General features: G+C 64.6%; 17 protein-coding genes. 8 read left to right on the top strand and 9 right to left on the bottom strand.

The features are described from left to right. The 8 genes from FYJ44_RS06140 to FYJ44_RS06105 form a co-directional block, all read left to right on the top strand. A partial coding sequence (locus tag FYJ44_RS06140) for an integrase core domain-containing protein (protein WP_154508122.1) occupies positions 1 to 106 on the top strand: 106 nt, incomplete at its 5' end. 237 nt (positions 107 to 343) lie between these two features. Continuing rightward, positions 344 to 1,978, top strand: a complete 1,635-nt coding sequence (locus tag FYJ44_RS06135; RefSeq protein ID WP_326833672.1) for a class I adenylate-forming enzyme family protein — start codon at positions 344 to 346, stop codon at positions 1,976 to 1,978. A 286-nt stretch (positions 1,979 to 2,264) separates the two neighbouring features. Then, a complete protein-coding gene (locus FYJ44_RS06130; protein WP_154510145.1) occupies positions 2,265 to 2,408 on the top strand; it encodes a hypothetical protein in 144 nt (47 codons plus the stop codon). Next, on the top strand, positions 2,395 to 3,054 hold the full coding sequence (locus tag FYJ44_RS06125) for an HD domain-containing protein (protein WP_154510143.1): 660 nt from the start codon (positions 2,395 to 2,397) through the stop codon (positions 3,052 to 3,054). Before FYJ44_RS06130 ends, FYJ44_RS06125 begins: the two co-directional genes overlap by 14 nt. Next, the gene (locus tag FYJ44_RS06120) at positions 3,017 to 3,928 is read left to right on the top strand and encodes a D-alanine--D-alanine ligase family protein (RefSeq protein WP_154510141.1); all 912 of its coding nucleotides are present in this window, start codon (positions 3,017 to 3,019) and stop codon (positions 3,926 to 3,928) included. The genes FYJ44_RS06125 and FYJ44_RS06120 overlap by 38 nt, the downstream gene beginning before the upstream one ends. A 2-nt stretch (positions 3,929 to 3,930) precedes the next feature. Further along, positions 3,931 to 4,698, top strand: coding sequence for a CatA-like O-acetyltransferase (locus FYJ44_RS06115; RefSeq protein ID WP_154510139.1), 768 nt, complete (start codon positions 3,931 to 3,933; stop codon positions 4,696 to 4,698). Between the two features lie 73 nt (positions 4,699 to 4,771). Then, on the top strand, positions 4,772 to 5,596 hold the full coding sequence (locus FYJ44_RS06110) for an AraC family ligand binding domain-containing protein (RefSeq protein WP_154510137.1): 825 nt from the start codon (positions 4,772 to 4,774) through the stop codon (positions 5,594 to 5,596). Between the two features lie 17 nt (positions 5,597 to 5,613). After that, entirely contained in the window at positions 5,614 to 6,549 is a 936-nt protein-coding gene (locus FYJ44_RS06105; RefSeq protein WP_154510135.1) for a DMT family transporter, read from the top strand. A gap of 93 nt (positions 6,550 to 6,642) precedes the next feature. Here FYJ44_RS06105 and hypE read toward each other — a convergent pair whose 3' ends face one another. From hypE to nadB, 9 genes are all read right to left on the bottom strand, one after another. Continuing rightward, a complete protein-coding gene (gene hypE / locus FYJ44_RS06100) occupies positions 6,643 to 7,650 on the bottom strand; it encodes a hydrogenase expression/formation protein HypE (protein WP_154510133.1) in 1,008 nt (335 codons plus the stop codon). 6 nt (positions 7,651 to 7,656) lie between these two features. Continuing rightward, complete coding sequence (gene hypD / locus FYJ44_RS06095) at positions 7,657 to 8,745, bottom strand: hydrogenase formation protein HypD (protein ID WP_154510131.1); 1,089 nt, start codon at positions 8,743 to 8,745, stop codon at positions 7,657 to 7,659. Positions 8,746 to 8,786: 41 nt separating this feature from the next. Beyond that, on the bottom strand, positions 8,787 to 9,842 hold the full coding sequence (gene argC / locus FYJ44_RS06090) for an N-acetyl-gamma-glutamyl-phosphate reductase (RefSeq protein WP_154510129.1): 1,056 nt from the start codon (positions 9,840 to 9,842) through the stop codon (positions 8,787 to 8,789). Between the two features lie 142 nt (positions 9,843 to 9,984). Next, on the bottom strand, positions 9,985 to 10,314 hold the full coding sequence (locus FYJ44_RS06085; protein WP_154510127.1) for a DUF1844 domain-containing protein: 330 nt from the start codon (positions 10,312 to 10,314) through the stop codon (positions 9,985 to 9,987). 125 nt (positions 10,315 to 10,439) lie between these two features. After that, positions 10,440 to 11,630: a pyridoxal-phosphate-dependent aminotransferase family protein gene (locus tag FYJ44_RS06080; protein WP_154510126.1), complete on the bottom strand. Its 1,191-nt coding sequence runs from the start codon at positions 11,628 to 11,630 to the stop codon at positions 10,440 to 10,442. 18 nt (positions 11,631 to 11,648) lie between these two features. Then, complete coding sequence (locus FYJ44_RS06075; protein WP_154510124.1) at positions 11,649 to 12,839, bottom strand: class I SAM-dependent rRNA methyltransferase; 1,191 nt, start codon at positions 12,837 to 12,839, stop codon at positions 11,649 to 11,651. 19 nt (positions 12,840 to 12,858) lie between these two features. Continuing rightward, positions 12,859 to 14,376 carry a hypothetical protein gene (locus tag FYJ44_RS06070; RefSeq protein WP_229772537.1) on the bottom strand — a complete coding sequence of 506 codons (1,518 nt, stop codon included), beginning with the start codon at positions 14,374 to 14,376 and terminating at the stop codon, positions 12,859 to 12,861. Between the two features lie 43 nt (positions 14,377 to 14,419). After that, positions 14,420 to 15,991, bottom strand: a complete 1,572-nt coding sequence (locus FYJ44_RS06065) for a hypothetical protein (protein ID WP_154510122.1) — start codon at positions 15,989 to 15,991, stop codon at positions 14,420 to 14,422. A gap of 17 nt (positions 15,992 to 16,008) precedes the next feature. Next, entirely contained in the window at positions 16,009 to 17,598 is a 1,590-nt protein-coding gene (gene nadB / locus FYJ44_RS06060; protein WP_288229380.1) for an L-aspartate oxidase, read from the bottom strand. Positions 17,599 to 17,603 lie beyond the last annotated feature (5 nt).

The raw sequence follows: 17,603 nt of genomic DNA, 5'->3' as shown, positions 1-17,603 counted from the left end.
GAAAAGAACAGCGAACTTGCCGGTCTGGACGCATCGCTACAACTTTGTGCGTCCGCATACGGCTCTTGGCAGAAAACCTCCAGCCTCAAGGCTGAGCGGAGGGTGAACAACGTGTTGACACTCTACATCTAGAGCGTTTTAATTTTGAAACGCTTTAACGAGGCTGCACAGCAGCCTCGCGCCACGAAGCCGTAAGCGCAAGTTAGCGCTATCCGTTATGCGGCTGTGCCGCATAACGGATAGCGACAGCATAGCTTTTGCGCTGTTACGCGGCGGAGTGGGCGTGTCTTTACACTTTGAAATGTACAACATTTCAAAGTTAATCTGCTCTAGGAGACGTGTTGTGGATTTTACCTACGATGCCGCCATGTTCAGGGACACCTTCGAGCATGAATTCACCTGGCTGAACGGTTTCCTGCGCAATGTGGGCCGCTTCGCGCAATCTCCGGCCCTGCATTCCCCGGCCGACGGGCGGCGCTGGACCTACCGGGAACTCAACGCGGACGCCAACCGCCTGGCCCACGCGCTGACGGCCGACGGCATCGCCAGGAACAGCGTGATCATGTATATGCTGCTGAACAGCCCGGAATTCGCGTTCTGTTACCTGGCCGGACACAAGACCGGGGCTATCGGCTGCCCGGTCAACTACCGGCTGGCGCCGGGCGAACTGGCGCTGATCATCGACGACAGCGAACCTGAAGTCTTCTTTTATGACTCTGACTTCGCGGAAACCGCGCGCCAGGCCCTGGATTTCGCCCGACACAAGCCCCGCCGCGTGGTCGTGGTGGGGAAGGGCGCTTCGGCCCGGTCCGGGGACACGCCCTACGCCGACTATGTGGACGGCATGCCGGAAAGCGATCCCGTCCGGCCGGACCGACCGCACATCTATGACGAAACGGTCCGCCTCTATACTTCGGGCACCACCAACCGGGCCAAGGCCGTGCCCATTAACAGCATCAATGAAGTGCTTTCGGCCCATGACGTGATGATGCATTTCCCGCTCAACGCCACGGACCGGACCATGAACATGACGCCCTGGTTCCACCGTGGCGGTCTGCATTCCGGCGGCCTGACGCCCACGCTTTACGCCGGGGGCGAGGTGGTCATTTTGCGGGAGTTCAATCCCCGCCGCTGCCTGGCTTTCGCCCAGGAGCAGCGGGTCACCTTTCTTATCGGCGTGCCCTCGATTATCGCGTTGCTGGCGCGGGCTCAGGAACGCGCTCCCGCGGACCTCAGCTCTCTGCGCGGCATCGTGACCATGGGCAGTCCCTTTGAGAAAAGCGCCTGCGAAAAATACCGGGAGCTGTTCACGCCCAATATTTTCAACGGGTACGGCACCACGGAAACCTTCTGGAACACCTTTCTGCGCCCCTACAATCTGCCGGAAATGGCGGGCAGCGCCGGGCAGGCCTGCACGGACGACGACGTGCGCGTGGTCAAGATCAGGGAGGACGGACACGCCGAACCCACGGAACTGGCGGCCAAGGACAATGCCGAAGTGGGCGAGATCATCATCAAATCCCCGGCCAAATCCGCCTGCTGCTATGTGAATAATCCGGAAATGACCGCGCGCAAGTTTTACAAGGGTTATCATTACACCGGCGATCTGGGCACCTGGGACGAAAACGAATGCGTCACCGTGGTGAGCCGCAAGGACGACATGATCATCTGCGCGGGCGAAAACATTTATCCCACCCAGATCGAAGCCGTGCTCAATGAATATCCCAAGGTGGCGGAAAGCGCGGTGGTGGGCATGCCGGACCGTCTGCACGGCCAGTGCGTGGCCGCCTATGTGGTGCCGTCGGACGACAGCCTGAGCGTGGAGGAGCTGAAAGCCTACTGCGTGGGCCATCCCATGCTGCCTTCGTACAAGCGGCCCAGATTCTATACTCTTGTCAAGGAACTGCCGCACACGGCCACGGGCAAGTTGCTGCACTACAAATTGCGGGAGCGGGCTGCGCGTGACGCGCATGACTGAGCCGCGGGCGCTATTGAAAAATGTCCGGCAGGCCGTTTTTGCTCTCAAGTTTCCGCGCGGCGGACCGATAGACATTCTTAGAGCGCAGCACGCTCTGCTCGTCGCGGCCCTTTTCCGTCAACTGGGCCATCCCTTGCGGAATTATGCCTGATTCCGACCGCCTGTGGGGATATAGCGGCGACGCGCGCCGGTTCGTGTCGTAACCGGCGTCCGGTTCACTTCCCGTTGCGGTCGTCCCGGATTCCGGCGCCATCCGGCGTCCGGGGCGGCCAGGGGAGTGGGGCGCATGAATCATCAGCAGCGGTTCAGCCTTTACGGGCTGGGTCGCTGTTTTGTTGTTGCGCGGTTCGTCGAAATGGCGATTGCGGCGGTGCGGGCGTCTTGCCTTCCCGTTCCGCCGGTGGCATACTTGCAGAATGAACAGTTTTGACTCCGCGTCCGGCGCGGCGAAGCCCTTCAGCCATCCCCTGTCCGGCCTGCCGGAGCTTCCGGGGCTGGCGACGGCCGCTTCCGCTCCGCCGCCGGACGACGAGGCCTGTTTCGCCCTCTGGCGCAAGTATGACATGCTGCCCAATGTGCGGCGCCATTCGCGGCTCGTGGCCCATATCGCCACACTCCTGGCCCGGCGCGCGGCGGAAAAGGGCGTTGCGGTCCATGTGCCGGAAGTGCGCGCCAGCGCCCTGCTGCACGACCTCGCCAAAACCTACTGCCTGCGCCATGGCGGCAGCCATGCGCAGTTGGGCGGCGCGTGGGCCGTGGCCGAAACCCGTAACTACGCGCTGGCGCAGGGCGTTATGCTGCATGTGCACTGGCCCTGGCCCGTACCGGAAGGAGCGGGGATCTGCGCATTGCCGTTTTTTGTGATCTATGCCGACAAGCGGGTCAGGCACGACGCCTGCGTCTCGCTTGAGGATCGTTACGAGGATCTGCTCACGCGCTACGGCCGCAATGAAACCGCGCGCAAAGGCATCCGGAGCTCCTACGAACAGGGAAAAATTATTGAACGCGCCTTGTCGGCGCAGTTAGGATGGGCGTTGCATGAAGATTCTTTTGATTGCGGGCGGCTGGTCCAGTGAGCGCGAAGTCTCTCTGAACGGCGCGCGCGGCATGGCCGAAGCCCTGCGCGCGCGGGGCCACAGCGTGACTTTTTTCGATTTGCTGACGGAATTCGACACCTTGCTGCCTCAGGCCCGCGAACACGATTTCGCCCTGATCAACCTGCACGGCGCGCCGGGCGAGGACGGTCTGGTGCAGGCCATGCTCGACCGGGTGGGCTGCCCTTATCAGGGGGCGGGGCCGGCGGGTTCCTTCCTGGCCCTGAACAAGGCGGCGGCCAAGCAGATTTTTCGGCATGCGGGTCTGCCCACGGCTGACTGGGAATTTTTGCCGTCCGCGCCGCCCGCGGACTGGCAGCCGCGTCTGCCCTATCCGCTCTTTGTCAAAAGCAATACCGGCGGTTCCTCTCTGCGTCTGGGCAGAGCGCGTAACCGCGGCGAGCTGGACAAGGTGCTGGCCGAGATTTTTGCCGCCGGAGATGAGGCCCTTATCGAGCCGGAGCTCAAGGGCCGCGAAGTTACCTGCGGCATTCTGGGGGACGAAGCTCTGCCGCCCATTCTCATCGAACCCGTGGCCGGGGACTTTTTTGATTACGAAAGCAAGTACGCCAAGGGCGGCGCGCGCGAGATCTGCCCCGCGCCCATCGCGCCGGAACTGACCGCGCGGGTCCGGGAACTGGCTCTGGCGGCCCATCAGGCCCTGGGGCTCAGAGGCTACAGCCGCGCCGACTTCATTCTGGACGCGCAGCAGAACCTGACCCTGCTGGAAGTCAACACCCTGCCGGGCATGACCGCCACCAGTCTGGTGCCGCAGGAGGCCAAGGTCATCGGTCTTGATTTCGGCCAGTTGCTGGAACGGCTCATGGAACTGGGCATGGCGCGGCGCAAGAGCTGAACATGGCGGACGGAACGGACGGGAAGGGCGGAACGGACGCGGGCGGCGGATGCGCGCCGGCCCGTTTCACGCTCGTAGACCCGGAAACCTGGCCGCGCCGGGAGTATTTCGCCTATTATTTCGACAGGCTCAAGTGCCGCTATTCCATCACCGCGCCGCTGGACATCACCCTGTTGATGCGCCGTCGGCGGCAATTGCGACGCCGTTTTTTCCCCATTCTGCTCTATGTGGTCATGCGCGCCGTGAACCGGCGGGACGCGGACGGCCCCTGTGCGCCGGATTCCCCGGACATCCTGGACAGGGGCGGCAACGGCGCTTTCCGCATGGCCTTTGACGCGCGGGGCCGTCTGGGCCGCTGGAACTACTGCAATCCGGTGTACACCGTCTTCCATGAGGAGGACGCGAGCTTTTCCGACCTCTGGAGCCGGTGGTCGCCGGATTTCAGCCTGTTTTACGAAACCGTGCTGGACGACATGGCCCGCTACGGCGGCGTGCGGGGCCTCAAGGGCAGGCCGCATACGCCGGAAAATTTTTGTTCCGTATCCTCGCTGCCCTGGCTTTCCTTCACCTCCTTCGCGCAGGACACCTATGCGGAATCGCGCCTGCTTTTTCCGCTGATCCGGGTGGGCAAGCATTTCGTCCAGGGCCGCAAGACCCTGATTCCTGTAGCCCTGTCAGTGCATCACGCCGTGGCCGACGGCTTTCACACCTCCAAGCTCTTTCACGACATGCAGACCGTGGCGGACGCGGCGGAGCAATGGCTGTGCTGAATTTCCTCCGCTCAATATTATACCAGAAAATTTTCGCCTGACGGGCTAGTTTCTGCCCAACAAGGAGTTGAACATGCCGGGCGGGACGCGCGTGATCCGTTTTGACGCGGATCTGCACATTGAGGCCTGTTGGTTTCACGGGCTGCTGCAAAATTTCCCCAATCATTTCCATGAGCACTACGTCATCGGCTGCATAGACGGCGGCCGCCGCCGAGTTCTCTGCAACAACAAGGAATATCTGGCAAAAGCCGGGGATCTGATTCTCTTCAATCCGCGTGACAATCACGCCTGCAGCCAGGTGGGCGAAGAACCCCTGAACTGGCGCTGTCTGCATGTGGCCGGGGAAACCATGCGCCGCCTGACCCGGCAGATCACCGGCAGGGAAACCCTGCCCGCGTTCGCGCCCAACATTGTGCCGCAAAGCGAACTGGCGCCCCTGCTGCGCGATCTGCACGCCATGATCCTGGAAGAGTTTGTGGACTTCTGCAAGGAAGAGCTGCTTCTCGCCCTGCTGGGACAATTGCTGGAGGACTTCGCCGCGCCCTTCGCGCAACCCGCGTCCCAGGCCGGAGACGCGCCTCTGCGCGCGGTCTGCGACTTTCTGGAAGAGCACTATGCCGAGCGCATCAGCCTGGACGACCTGAGCCGTCTGGCGGGACTGGACAAATACTATCTGCTGCGCGCGTTCACCCGTTCCAGGGGCATCACGCCCTACCGCTATCTGGAGAACGTGCGCATCGCCAGGGCCAAGGCTCTGCTGGAAGCGGGCGTTCCCCCGGTGGAGGCGGCCCTGAACACGGGCTTTACAGACCAGAGCCACTTCACGAAATTTTTCAAATGCTTTATCGGGCTGACGCCCAGGCAGTACCAGCGCATCTTCATCCCGGCCGGACGCTGAGCGCGGAAGAGGAAAACATGGCGGACCATAAACAGTTGATCGGACATCTCGCGGCCCTGATGACCATTATCGTCTGGGGCATCACCTTCATTTCCACCAAGGTGCTGCTGCGCGACTTCACGCCCCTGGAAATTCTGTTCATTCGCTTCACGCTCGGCTGGCTGGCCCTCTGGCTGGTCTGCCCGCGCCGCCTCGTCCTGACGGACAGACGGCAGGAATGGCTTTTCGCCTTTGCCGGTCTGACTGGCGTCACCCTGTATTTTCTGCTGGAAAATATCGCCCTGACCTATTCCTTCGCCTCCAATGTGGGCGTGATAGTGGCCGTGGCTCCCTTTTTCACGGCCCTGCTGGCCTTTCGTTTTCTGGACGGCGAACGGCCCCGCGCCAATTTTTTTCTGGGCTTCGTCGTGGCCATTACGGGCATCGGCCTGATCAGCTTCAACGGCAGCACGGTGCTCCAGCTCAACCCGCTGGGCGACCTGCTGGCCGTGCTGGCGGCCCTGGTCTGGGCCGTATATTCCATCCTGACCCGCAAGATCGGGGCGCACGGCTACGGCAGCCTGCAGGCGACCCGTCGGATTTTCTTCTACGGCCTGCTGTTCATGCTGCCCTGCCTGCCGGTTCTCGGCTTTTCCTGGGACACGGCGCGCGTGCTCAAGCCGGTGAATCTCTTCAATCTGCTTTTTCTGGGCCTCTGGGCCTCGGCCCTCTGTTTTGTGACCTGGACCTTCTCCATCAGACGACTGGGGGCCATCAAAACCGTGGTCTACATTTATCTGGTGCCGGTGGTCACGGTGCTGACCTCGGTGCTGGTGCTGCACGAGCGCATCACCTGGATGTCCGCCATGGGCACGGCCCTGACCCTGCTGGGCCTGGCCATTTCCGAAATGCGGCGTTTCCGGCTCTGGAAGAGCGCCGGGCATATGGTGAGGAGCGGCGAAACCGGCGACTAGGGACTTTTGCCGGGAAGCGGAGGGCGGCACGCCGGATATGGCGCGGCATAGGGCATTTCAGTTCAGTGTTGAAATGCCCTGTGCCGGTTGCGTTCAGCAGATACGGGGCAGTTGCGCTCCCTCCAGCATTCCCAGCAGCCGCTGCCCGCCGATGCGCGTGCGCAGCGACACCTGCCCGGCCTTGCCGTCGCTCACGCTGCCGATGCGCGCGGCTTCGGTGCCGTAGGGCGAGGCGCGCATGGCCGCCAGCGCGGCCTCGGCCTTTTCCTCGGGCAGAATGCAGATACACTTGCCCTCGTTGGCCAGATAGAGCGGATCCAGGCCCAGAAAGGAGCAGCCGCTTTTGACGGACTCGTGCACCGGAATGTGCTCTTCCTCCAGGCTGATACAGACCTGGGACTGCTCGGCGATCTCGTTCAGAGTGGTGGCCAGCCCGCCGCGCGTGGGGTCGCGCAGCACATGCACCTCACCGGCGGCCGCGATGACGTCCGCGATCATCTGGTTCAGCGGGGCCGAATCCGAGGCCACATCCGTGAGAAAGGAGAGGCTTTCGCGGCTGCCCATGACGGTCAGGCCATGGTCGCCCATTGCGCCGCTGACCAGCACCGCGTCGCCGGGCCGGGCGTTGTGCCCGGAGGGGGCCGGGGCCGTGAAAATTTCGCCCACTCCGGTGGTATTGATGAAAATTTTGTCGCAGGCCCCACGCGGCACCACCTTGGTGTCGCCGGTGACGATCTGCACTCCGGCCGTGCGGGCCGCCCGGCCCATGTCCGCCACTACGCGCTCCAGCACGTCCAGGGGCAGACCCTCCTCCAGAATAAAGGCGCAGCTCAGGTAACGGGGATGCGCGCCGAGCATGGACACGTCGTTGACCGTGCCGTGCACGGCCAGACTGCCGATGCTGCCGCCCGGGAAAAAGAGCGGGGTCACGGTGTAGGAATCCGTACTCATGGCCAGCGGACCGCGCAGATCACGCAGCAGGGCCGCATCGTCCAGGCGTTCCAGCAGGGGATTGGCGAAATGACGCAGAAAACACTGCGCCACCAGTCGTTGCGAGGCCCGGCCGCCGCTGCCCGCGTCCAGCAAAAGACAATCATCCATTACCTATTACTCCGCGTATTTGAAGTAGGCCGCGCAACTGCCCTCGGTGGAAACCATGCACGGCCCCACAGGCGTGGCCGGGGTACATTTTTTGCCGAAAAGCGGGCAGTCCGGCGGCGCGATGCGCCCTTTGAGCACGTCGCCGCAACGGCAGCCGGGCAGGGCCGCCACTTCGGGCAGGCGCAGGTCCAGGCGGGCCATGGCGTCGAGATCCGCGTATTCGGGCCGCAGGGCCAGGCCGCTCTGGGGAATGCGGCCCAGGCCGCGCCAGAGCGCGTCGGCGGGCTGGAAGAATTGCTCCAGCAGGGCGCGGGCCCTGGGATTGCCCGTGTCGGCCACCGCGCGGGGGTAGGCGTTGACAACGGCCGGGGTCTTATCCCGCAGCTGTTCGGCCATGAGGCAGAGGGCCAGCAGGATGTCCGCCGGTTCAAAGCCGCCCACCACGCCCGGCACATGATATTCCGAGGCCAGAAAGCCGTAGGGCCGCAGGCCCAGAATGGTGGAGACGTGGCCGGGCAGCAGAAAAGCCCCCACCGCGCAGGCGGCGTCGTCCAGCAGGGCGCGCAGGGCGGGCGGCACCAGCTTGTGCAGGGAGAGCACGCAGAAGTTTTCGATTTTGCGCTGCCGGGCCATGAGCAGTGTGGCCGCCACGGTGGGCGCGGTGGTTTCAAAGCCGATGCCCAGAAAAACCACCGTGTCGCCGGGATTGGCGGCGGCCAGACTGAGGGCGTCCAGGGGCGAGTAGACGATCTCCACGCGCGCGCCCTGGGCCTGGGCGTGCTTGAGGCTGCGGCCGCCGGGTCCCGGCACGCGCAGCAGATCGCCGAAGGTGGCCACAATGACCCTGTCCCGCCCGGCCAGATCCAGAAAGGCCGCCACTTCCGCGTCGTGGGTCACGCAGACCGGGCAGCCCGGCCCGGAAAGGTGGGTGACCGAGGCGGGCAGCAGGGAACGCAGTCCGCTCTGGAATATGGCCACCGTATGCGTGCCGCAGACCTCCATGAAGCGCAGGGTGCGCCCGTCCAGGGCGCGCTCCAGGCGCTGCAACAGGCCGCGGCAGAGTTGGGGATCCTGAAAGGCTGTGTTCAGTTGCATGGCGTATCCTGGGCTGAAATGGCTGGGAATGCGGGAACGGGTCAAGCCAGGGGCGCGAGATGCTCCAGACCGGCGTTCACGGGCAGGCCGCACATCAGGTTGGCGTTGGCCAGAGCCTGGCCCGAAGCGCCGCGGCAGAGATTGTCGATGGCCGCCAGGATGATCAGCCGCTTGGTGCGGGGGTCCACCACCAGACCGATGTCGCAGAACATGCTGCCGCGCACGTAGCGGGTTTCGGGCAGAGCGCCCTTGGGCAGCACGCGAATCCAGGGGCTGTGTTCCCAGGTGCGGAGGAAGGCCTCGTGCACGCTGTCCAGAGTGGCGGCGGGATCCCTGAGTTTTGTGTAAATGGTGGAGAGGATGCCCCGGTTCATGGGCAGCAGATGCGTATTGAACGAGAGCCGCACCTCATGACCGGCCAGCAGGGAGACTTCCTGCTCGATTTCCGGGGTATGGCGGTGGCGGGGCAGGCCGTAGGCGCGGAAGTTGTCCGACACCTCGCAGAACAGGGTGGGCACGGCGGCCTTGCGGCCCGCGCCGGTAGCGCCGGACTTGGAATCCACCACGATGTCGTCCGGCTCGATCAGCTTGTTTTTGAGGGCCGCGTACAGGCCCAGAATCACCGAAGTGGGATAGCAGCCGGGATTGGCCGTAAGGCTGGTCTGGGCGATATCCGCGGCGTAAAGTTCCGGCAGGCCGTAGACGGCCCAGCGCAGCAGGTCCTTGCCGTGATGCTCGTGCTTGTACCAGCGTTCGTAGACTCCGGCGTCATGAATGCGGAAGTCCGCCGAAAGGTCCACCACCTTGACCCCGGCGTCCAGCAGGGGACCGGCCATGTCCATGGCCGTGCCGGCGGGCACCGCCAGAAAGACCAGATCGCAGTGCTGGGCCGCCTCCTTGGGCTCGAAAACGCTGATGACCACGTCCGCGCCCGGCATATGCTCCAGAAAAGGATAGAATTCGCCCAGGCGTTTGCCCGCCTCGGCTCTGGAACAGGCCATGGCCAGACGCATGGCGGGGTGCCCGGCCAGCAGCCGCGCCAGTTCCATGCCCGCATAGCCGGTAATGCCCACCAAGCCCACATTGATCGTCTTCATGCCGCGTGTCCTTTCAGGGATGTTCTGGAACAAAGTAGCATTGAAATGCCGCACAGTTCAACGCTCTTTCCGGGAATGTCGCTTTTGCCGGAATTCATGCCGCTTGGCGGCGCGCCGCGCGCAATGCGGCATGGGGCCTGCCCTAACCGGCGGAGGATTCCGCCGTCTTTTTTTCGCAGTCCGGGCCGCATTTGATCACATATTTCATGCGCAGCTCGTACAGAATGCTTTCCAGCAGGCGGCGTTCCTGTTCCTCAAGGCAGCGCTCGGTCTTCTGGCGCAGCATTTCCAGCACGTCGATATTGTGCCGGGCCAGCAGCAGATCCTGCTCCACCCGGCCGGTTTCGGGATTGGGCACTTCGCCCAGTTGCACCAGGGCCGAAGAGGCCAGGGAAAGAATAAAGGTGGAAAAGGTCACCTCGGGCATGGGACCGCCCTTGGAACCGTGACAGCCGCAATTATTTTGGCTCATAACAACCTCATGCTGATAGTCGGTTCTGGGGCCGCAACACGCCATCCGGTCCCGTATTCCCCATACATAAGGTTTTTTCAGGTCCGGGCAAGGGCGCGCCGCCCATGAAACCGTACCAAAACCCCCTAGCTGTGCACCAGAACCTGAGGCAGGGCTTCTCCCGGCTTGCCGGCGAGCGCCGCGCGGTAGGCGGCCATGCCCTGCTCCAGATAGTCACGCGCGCCGGAAAAGCCGCCCGCTTCCGTCAGGCCGCGCTCCAGGGCGTACAGACCGGCCAGCACGTCGGACCAGTCCACCCAGCCCATGTGGCCGATGCGCACAATGCGCCCCTTGAGTTGGTCCTGGCCGCCCGCCATGCATACGCCGTACTTGTCCAGAGCCAGACGCAGCACCTCGGCGCCGTCCACGCCCTCGGGCAGCAGCACGCTGGTGATGCCCCAAGCGAAATGCTCCGGCGCGAAAAGGTCCAGGCCCAGAGCCGACACGCCCGCGCGGGTCAGCATGGTCAGGGCCCACTGCTTGGCGTACAGGGCTTCCAGACCGTTTTCCAGCAGCATGTCCAGGCTTTCGTCCAGGCCGAGAATCAGGTTCACCGGCGAAGTGAACAGGGTCTGGCCCTTGAGCACATGTTCACGCTCCTTGAGCAGATTGAAATAGAAGCAGCCGGGCGTCACGCTTTCGGCCTTTTTCCAGGCCCGCTCCGAAAGAGCCAGCAGGGCCAGGCCGGGCGGCAGCATCAGGCCCTTCTGCGAGCCGGTGAGCAGGCAGTCCAGCCCCCATTCGTCCAGGGGACAGGGCGAGAGGCCCACAGCGGAAATGCCGTCCACCACCAGCAGCACGTCGCGCCGGCGGGTGATTTGGGCTACTTCCCGGACCGGGTGCAGCACGCCGGTGGAGGTTTCGGAAAGCTGGATCAGCACGCCCGTGATGGACGGGTCGGCCTCAAGAGCCGCTTCCACCTGCTCCGGCGACACGGCCTGCCCCCAGGGCGCGTTCAGGTTTGTCACCTCCAGGCCGCGCGAGGCCGCGATGGCCCGCCAGCGCTGGCCGAACTTGCCCGCTTCCGCCACCAGCACCTTTTCACCGGGATTGAACAGGCCGTACACGGCGGCGGTCATGGCTCCGGTGCCGGAGCAGGAGAGCGGCAGCACCGTCCCTTGCGTGCCGAAAAGAACGCGCAGCTTTTCCTGCACCCGGCCCATGACCGCTTTGAATTCGCTTTTACGGTGATGGATCATGTCCCTGGCCAGGGTCAGGCGCACGCGCTCCGGCAGGGGCGTGGGGCCGGGAGTGAGCAGGCGTACTTTATTGAGCATGGGGAAACTCCGTGGTGTTTAGCCCACCTGGGCGATGAAACATTTGAGATAGGCGGTTTCGGGCATGGCCGCGTGCACCGGATGATCCGGCCCCTGCCCGCCCGCGAAAAGCAGGCGGGCGTGCAGCCCGCGCCGGGACGCGGCCTGAGCCACGCAGCCGCGCAGGGCTTCGGCCGGGAGATGGTGCGAGCAGGATGAGCTTGCCAGCACGCCGCCCGGCGTCAGCAGACGCATGGTCAGAGCGTTGATCTTGCGATAGGCCGCCAGACCCTGCGCCGCGTCTTTGCGGCGTTTGATGAAGGCGGGCGGGTCCAGGCTGATCAGGGAAAAGCGGCGTCCTTCCTCGTACAGTTCATTGAGCTGGTGGAAGGCGTCGCCGCAGACGGTCTCCACCGCGTCCCTGCACGCCAGGGCGGGGGCGTTGACCGCCGCGTTTTCACGCGCCAGGGCCAGCGCCTGGGGCGAGGCGTCCAGAAACGTCACGGACTTCGCTCCGGCAGCGGCGGCCGTGACGCCGAAGCCGCCCGCGTAACAGAAAATGTCCAGCACGTCCGCGTCGCGGGCGTAGCGGGCCAGTTCCCGCCGGTTGACCCGCTGATCGTAAAACCAGCCGGTTTTCTGGCCCGTGGCGCAGGGCGCGAAAAAGCGGCAGCCGTTTTCCGGCACTTCCAGCCGGTCTGGCAACTCGCCCCGGCTTTGGGTTTCGCGGGAAAGTCCTTCCAGGCCGCGCATGGCAAGGTCGTTGTCGAAAAGCAGGGACGCGGGCGCGATCAGGTCGTCCAGGCACTGGGCGATGAGTTCCTTGCGGCTTTCCATGCCGGCGGTGCTGATTTGCAGGGTGCAGTGATCGCCGTAGCGGTCGATGACCAGGCCGGGCAGGAAATCCCCTTCGCCGTGGCAGAGCCGGTACCAGGGATCGGGGAAGAGGCGTCGGCGCAGGTCCAGAGCCTGGCTCAGGCGTTGGCGCAGCAGGGCGGCGTCCAGGGGCGCGTCGGCCTGACGCGCGTGCAGCCGCGCGCAGATCAGTGAAGCCGGATTCAGGCAGACGCTGCCCAGAGGCGCGCCGCGCGTATCGCAGAGCGTGGCCTCCTCGCCGGGCGCGAAATCCGTGAGCGGGCTTTTTTGCGTGTCCACCTCATTGCTGAACACCCAGAGGTGCCCGGCGCGGATGCGGCGGTCCTCATTTTTTTTGAGCCAGAGTTTGCGCATGCGTCAGCCAATGTTGAGGTTATGAAGCCAGTCCGGCGCGGATGCGCGCCATCTGTTGCGCCAGGCTTTCCTCGCCCGGTCGCGCCGCAACGCGGAACAGCAGGCCGGGATTTCCGGCTTGCAGCGCGCCCAGCACCTCCGGCAAGCTGTGAAATTCGCCCTTCGCGCTGTTGATATCCAGGCTGCCGGGCCGGTCCGCAAAAGTTTTCAGCGCGTCAGCAATGGCCGTGTTTTCCGGCGCGTTCCCCGCGCAGAAATTGTCGATGCCCTTGCCCAGAACGGCGGCGGCCCGTTGGTCCGGAGCCAGGGAGAGAGCCAGCCGGGCCATGAGCCCGTGATCGTCAAAATGCAGGCTGATGTCGCCGTAGTGTTGGCTGAGCAAGGCCTGCCGGAGGTCCATGCCCTCCGCAGGGCCGGAGAGCAGCAGGCTGTAGCGCAGATCGCCCAATTCCGCCGCCTTGACGGCGCCTTTCTCCAGAATCGTGTCCTGCTCCCGTCCCTCAACCGAAATATCGGCATCCAGGCGCAGGGCGTCCAGACCGGGCAGGGCGAGGCTGTCACCTAGCGCGGCCATGGGAACGGTCAGGCCGGAAAGCGTAAGCCGGTAGCGGGAAGGCGTGTTGGAAAGCCAGTCGAAACCGAAATGCTCAAGTTCCACGTTGCCCTGCGGCAGGGCGGAGGTCAGGCCGGTGAGGCGCAATTCCCGGAACAGAGGGGCGTTTGCCGCGAAGATTTCCCGGGTCAGGGCCTGCAGCGCCTTTTCGTCCGGCACAGGCGCGGCGGACAGCTGCGCGAAACGCCGCAGTTGGTCTTCCTCCGGCAACAGAATGTCGCGCAGGTTCAGCCTGTCCAGGCGCTGGACGTCCTGCCCGTCAATGCGCACCTGCATATCCGCGAGGGTCGCTTCTTTCAGGCTGCGCCCCTGCCAGTCCCGCAGGCTTGCCTCCCTGAGGCGTATGTACACCGGTCTGTTTACGGTGGGGATGTCCACGCTGATGAAGGAGCAGCGGATGCCGGACGCGCCCATGGCATAGAACAAGTCTAACGCCGGCGTTGGCGCGCCGTCGGCCAGTTGCCGCAGCAGGGCGCTGTCCATCCGCACGCTCTCGACTTCTTTCCGTTGCGCGCTGACCCTGCCCTGGGGAGTGAGCGCGCTGAGATTGAGCAGAAGCGCCTTCTCGGCCACGACTATCATGCCGTTTTCCGGCAGGGCGGCGTCGCGCAGGGGGGGGGTACAGGCCAGCAGGCTCCGCAGGGACAGACGCAGGGAAAATTCCCCGATCCGACAGGTCACGGGGCCTTGCGGCAGCACCAGCCGCATTTCCAGCCCGCGCAACGCCAGACACCGGGTAAAGGGCGAAAAGGCGACGGCTTCGACGCGGGCCTGCACCGGGCTGCCGTCAACCGAAGTCAGCGCGGTCAGCCTGTGCCGCGCCTGCTCCTCCACCGCGGGACGCAGCCAGAACTGCGCGGCCAGCGCCAGGGCCAGCACGGCAAGCAGTGGAGGGGCAAGAAGCAGACAGGCTTTTTTCATCATGGCTGTTGTTTTGGGCCTTGGAGCGCTTAAGGCTTGAAACGCCCTATTGCGCGGCGGGCGCGCCGCCCGCCTTCAGAGCGTTGATCTGCTCTTCCAGGCTTTTCTTGCCCGGTTGGGCCGTGACGCTGAACAGCGCGGCGGGATTGCCCCCGGCCAGCGCGCCCGCGGCTTCAAACAGCCGGAAGCTTTTGCCCGGCTTGCTGCGGACTTCCAGAACGCCGGGGCTGGTGGCGAAGGTTTCCAGCGCGCCGCGCAGAGCCGCATTTTCGGGGCTGTCGCCGGAGCAGAACTGGGCGATGGCCGCCTTGAGGGTCGGGGTGGCCGCCTGGGCGACGGGAACGACGTTGCTGACCAGGTAGGCCGTGAGCCGCTGGTCCGTGTACTTCAGGCGGACGTCGCTGAGCGCGCTGGCGAACAGGGCCTGCGGCGACGCCGGCGTCGCGCCGCCGGAAATGACAAAATCATATTCCAGCGCGCCCAGATTCTGAGCGCTGATCGTGCCCTGCTCATGCATGCCGCCGTTGCCCTGGGCCGCGAAATCCAGTTTCGCGTCCAGAACCAGGGCGGGCAGACCGGGCAGGGACAGCCCGCTTTCACGCTCCACCAGCGCTGTGGGCAGGGACAGCTTGTCCAGGCTGAGACCGTACTTCAGGGGCGTGTTGGACGGCCAGGTCAGCGTGAAATTTTTGAAGCTCACGTCCTGGCCGTCCAGAGGGACGCGCAGATCCGTCGCGCTGATTTCCCGCACCAGGGGTTCCCCGGTGGTGAACATGCGCAGCAGCAGGGCCTGCAAGGCCCGCTCGTTGGGCTTGGGTCGGGCGGCCAGCGTCAGCAGCTCGCGCACTGTCGCTTCCTCCGGCAGGGTGTAGCCCGTGACCGTGATGTTGCCCAGACGCAGAAATTCCCGTTCCTCTTTCTTCAGGAGAATGCCGTCCATGGACGCTTTTTCCATGACGCGGCCTTCCCAGTTGCGCATCAGCATGGAATCGCAATTGAATTCTATGCGCATGCCCTGTTCGGGACTGTTCATGCTGGAGGTCACGGAAGATGCGCGGATTTCCCCGATGCCCATGCGGTAGACGGCATTGAGCATGTCCAGGGGGTCCTTGCCTTCCAGCAGTTCCCGGACCAGGCCGCTCTCCAGACGAATCGCGTCGGCTTCCTCGCTCCGCACCATGCTGTGCGCGCTGATGGAACCCTGGCTGAACGCATAGGCGAAGTTGGAAATGCGCATGTCTTCGCCCACGGTCATCATGCCTTTTTCCGGCAGGACCATGTCGCGCAGGGGCGTGTATACCAGCAGCATCCGCAGAGGGATCCGGAAGGAGGCCTCTTCCAGCGTATAGCGCAACGAACTTCCGGCGAGGGGCGGCATCTCGCCACGAATCTCGGCGCCGCGCAGGGTCAGGCGGCGGGAAAAGGGGGAGAATTTGATCTCCTTCACGTCGGGGGCGGAGAACTGCAACTGGCCGGGGATGGAAACGGCTTCGGAAACAGCGGCGATTTCCCGCCGCGCCTGTTCCTCCACCTGCGGACCAACCCAGAAAGCCAGCGCGGCGATCCCGGCCAGAGCCAGAACCGCCAGAACCATAACAGCACGGAGAAGATTTTTCATGCGTATTTTCCTCAGGCTCAGTCCACCCGGTGGTGGCAGCCAATGCTTACAGGGTTGCGCATGGCCGCCTGGGTGATGACGTAGGCCGTCTGCGAACCGTGGAACAGGTCCACCAGGCGTCGCGAAATGCGGGTGCGTTTGTAAAAATCGTGGATGTGGCGCACAAGGTCGCGCATGTCTTCAAAGGCGCGGCGCAGCCGGGCGTCGGTGCGCGAAATGCCCACGTAATTCCACATGGTGTTGCGGATGTTGGCCCAATCCTGGGCCACCAGGGCCGGGTCGTCGTGGCGCTCGTCGCCCTCGTGCTGCCAGTCCGGGATGGCGGCGGCCAGACCGGCGGGCAGCGCTTCGCCGGAGGCGCGCCGGGCCAGATCCTTGCCGCAGCTCACGCCCCAGACCAGAGCCTCCAGCAGGGAGGTGCTGGCCAGACGGTTGGCCCCGTGCAGACCGGTGCAGGCGCATTCGCCGATGGCGTACAGTCCGCGCAACGAGGTGCGGCCCCGCGTGTCGGTCAGCACGCCGCCACAGAAGTAGTGCGCGGCGGGCACCACCGGAATGGGCTCGTTGCGGATGTCCAGACCGGCTTCACGGCACTGTTCGAAGACCGTGGGGAAGCGGGTGGGCAGGTCCTGCTTGACGCCGCTCACATCCAGGAAGAGGCAGGGCGCGCCGCTGTGCAGCATTTCCTCCATCATGGCCTGGGCCACCACGTCGCGCGGGGCCAGGTCGCCGCGTTTGTCGTGGCGGAGCATGAAGGCTTGGCCTTTGTCGTCCAGCAGACGCGCGCCCTCGCCGCGCATGGCCTCGGTAATCAGGGGACGGCGGTTGCTGCGCTCTTCGTAAAGAGCTGTGGGGTGAAACTGCATGAATTCCAGATTGGCCAGATCCACGCCCGCACGGAAGGCCATGGACACGCCCGTGCCCACGCAGCCCGGCGCGTTGGTGGAATGCAGGAAAACCTGCCCCACGCCGCCGGTGGCCAGTACCGTCCAGTCGGCCAGGATGGTCTCCGGCTCGCCGCTCTCCTCGTTGAGCACATAGGCCCCCAGGCAGCGGTTGTCCACCTCGTAGCGGTACTGCGAATTCTTGGCGTGGTGGTGGCTGGTCAAAAGGTCGATGGCGGCGCGGCGGTGCAGGCAGGTAATGCGCGGATGGGCCAGCACCTGGGCCGTGAGCCCGTCCATGAGCGCCCGTCCCGAGTAGTCGGCCCGGTGCAGAATGCGCGGGGTCGAGTGCCCGCCCTCGCGGGTCAGGTTGAAACTGCCGTCCGGATTGCGGTCGAATTCCACGCCCGCGCGTTTGATCAGCACTTCATCCACGCAGAGCGGGCCCTGGCGGCAGAGCCAGCGCACGGCCTTGCGGTAATTGTAGTTATGCCCGGCCACCAGAATGTCTTTTTCCAGGGCGCGGGCATCGTCGTCGGCAGGGGGGGCCGCGCGGTAGATGATGCCGCCCTGGGCCAGCTCGGAATTGCCGTCGGCCAGCTTGTCGCCGGCGTTGAGCAGCAGCACGTCGCAACCGGCGTCGGCCAGGGTCAGGGCGGCGGTGCAGCCGGCCACGCCGGAGCCGATGATCAGGATGGGCACATGACGGCGGGTGGGAGTCACAACAC

Origin of the sequence: Desulfovibrio porci, assembly GCF_009696265.1 — a bacterium.
GTDB classification, from domain to species: Bacteria; Desulfobacterota; Desulfovibrionia; order Desulfovibrionales; family Desulfovibrionaceae; genus Desulfovibrio; species Desulfovibrio porci.
This window is presented reverse-complemented; position numbering and strand designations above follow the sequence as displayed.

What these genes read in the sequence shown, in the direction of transcription:
- FYJ44_RS06120 (WP_154510141.1), top strand. Translation starts at nt 3,017, where the DNA reads ATGAAGATTCTTTTGATTGCGGGCGGCTGGTCCAGTGAGCGCGAAGTC.
- FYJ44_RS06080 (WP_154510126.1), bottom strand. Translation starts at nt 11,630, where the DNA reads ATGCTCAATAAAGTACGCCTGCTCACTCCCGGCCCCACGCCCCTGCCG.
- FYJ44_RS06085 (WP_154510127.1), bottom strand. Translation starts at nt 10,314, where the DNA reads ATGAGCCAAAATAATTGCGGCTGTCACGGTTCCAAGGGCGGTCCCATG.
- FYJ44_RS06075 (WP_154510124.1), bottom strand. Translation starts at nt 12,839, where the DNA reads ATGCGCAAACTCTGGCTCAAAAAAAATGAGGACCGCCGCATCCGCGCC.
- FYJ44_RS06125 (WP_154510143.1), top strand. Translation starts at nt 2,395, where the DNA reads ATGAACAGTTTTGACTCCGCGTCCGGCGCGGCGAAGCCCTTCAGCCAT.
- FYJ44_RS06070 (WP_229772537.1), bottom strand. Translation starts at nt 14,376, where the DNA reads ATGATGAAAAAAGCCTGTCTGCTTCTTGCCCCTCCACTGCTTGCCGTG.
- argC (WP_154510129.1), bottom strand. Translation starts at nt 9,842, where the DNA reads ATGAAGACGATCAATGTGGGCTTGGTGGGCATTACCGGCTATGCGGGC.
- FYJ44_RS06110 (WP_154510137.1), top strand. Translation starts at nt 4,772, where the DNA reads ATGCCGGGCGGGACGCGCGTGATCCGTTTTGACGCGGATCTGCACATT.
- hypD (WP_154510131.1), bottom strand. Translation starts at nt 8,745, where the DNA reads ATGCAACTGAACACAGCCTTTCAGGATCCCCAACTCTGCCGCGGCCTG.
- hypE (WP_154510133.1), bottom strand. Translation starts at nt 7,650, where the DNA reads ATGGATGATTGTCTTTTGCTGGACGCGGGCAGCGGCGGCCGGGCCTCG.
- FYJ44_RS06115 (WP_154510139.1), top strand. Translation starts at nt 3,931, where the DNA reads ATGGCGGACGGAACGGACGGGAAGGGCGGAACGGACGCGGGCGGCGGA.
- FYJ44_RS06065 (WP_154510122.1), bottom strand. Translation starts at nt 15,991, where the DNA reads ATGAAAAATCTTCTCCGTGCTGTTATGGTTCTGGCGGTTCTGGCTCTG.
- FYJ44_RS06130 (WP_154510145.1), top strand. Translation starts at nt 2,265, where the DNA reads ATGAATCATCAGCAGCGGTTCAGCCTTTACGGGCTGGGTCGCTGTTTT.
- FYJ44_RS06105 (WP_154510135.1), top strand. Translation starts at nt 5,614, where the DNA reads ATGGCGGACCATAAACAGTTGATCGGACATCTCGCGGCCCTGATGACC.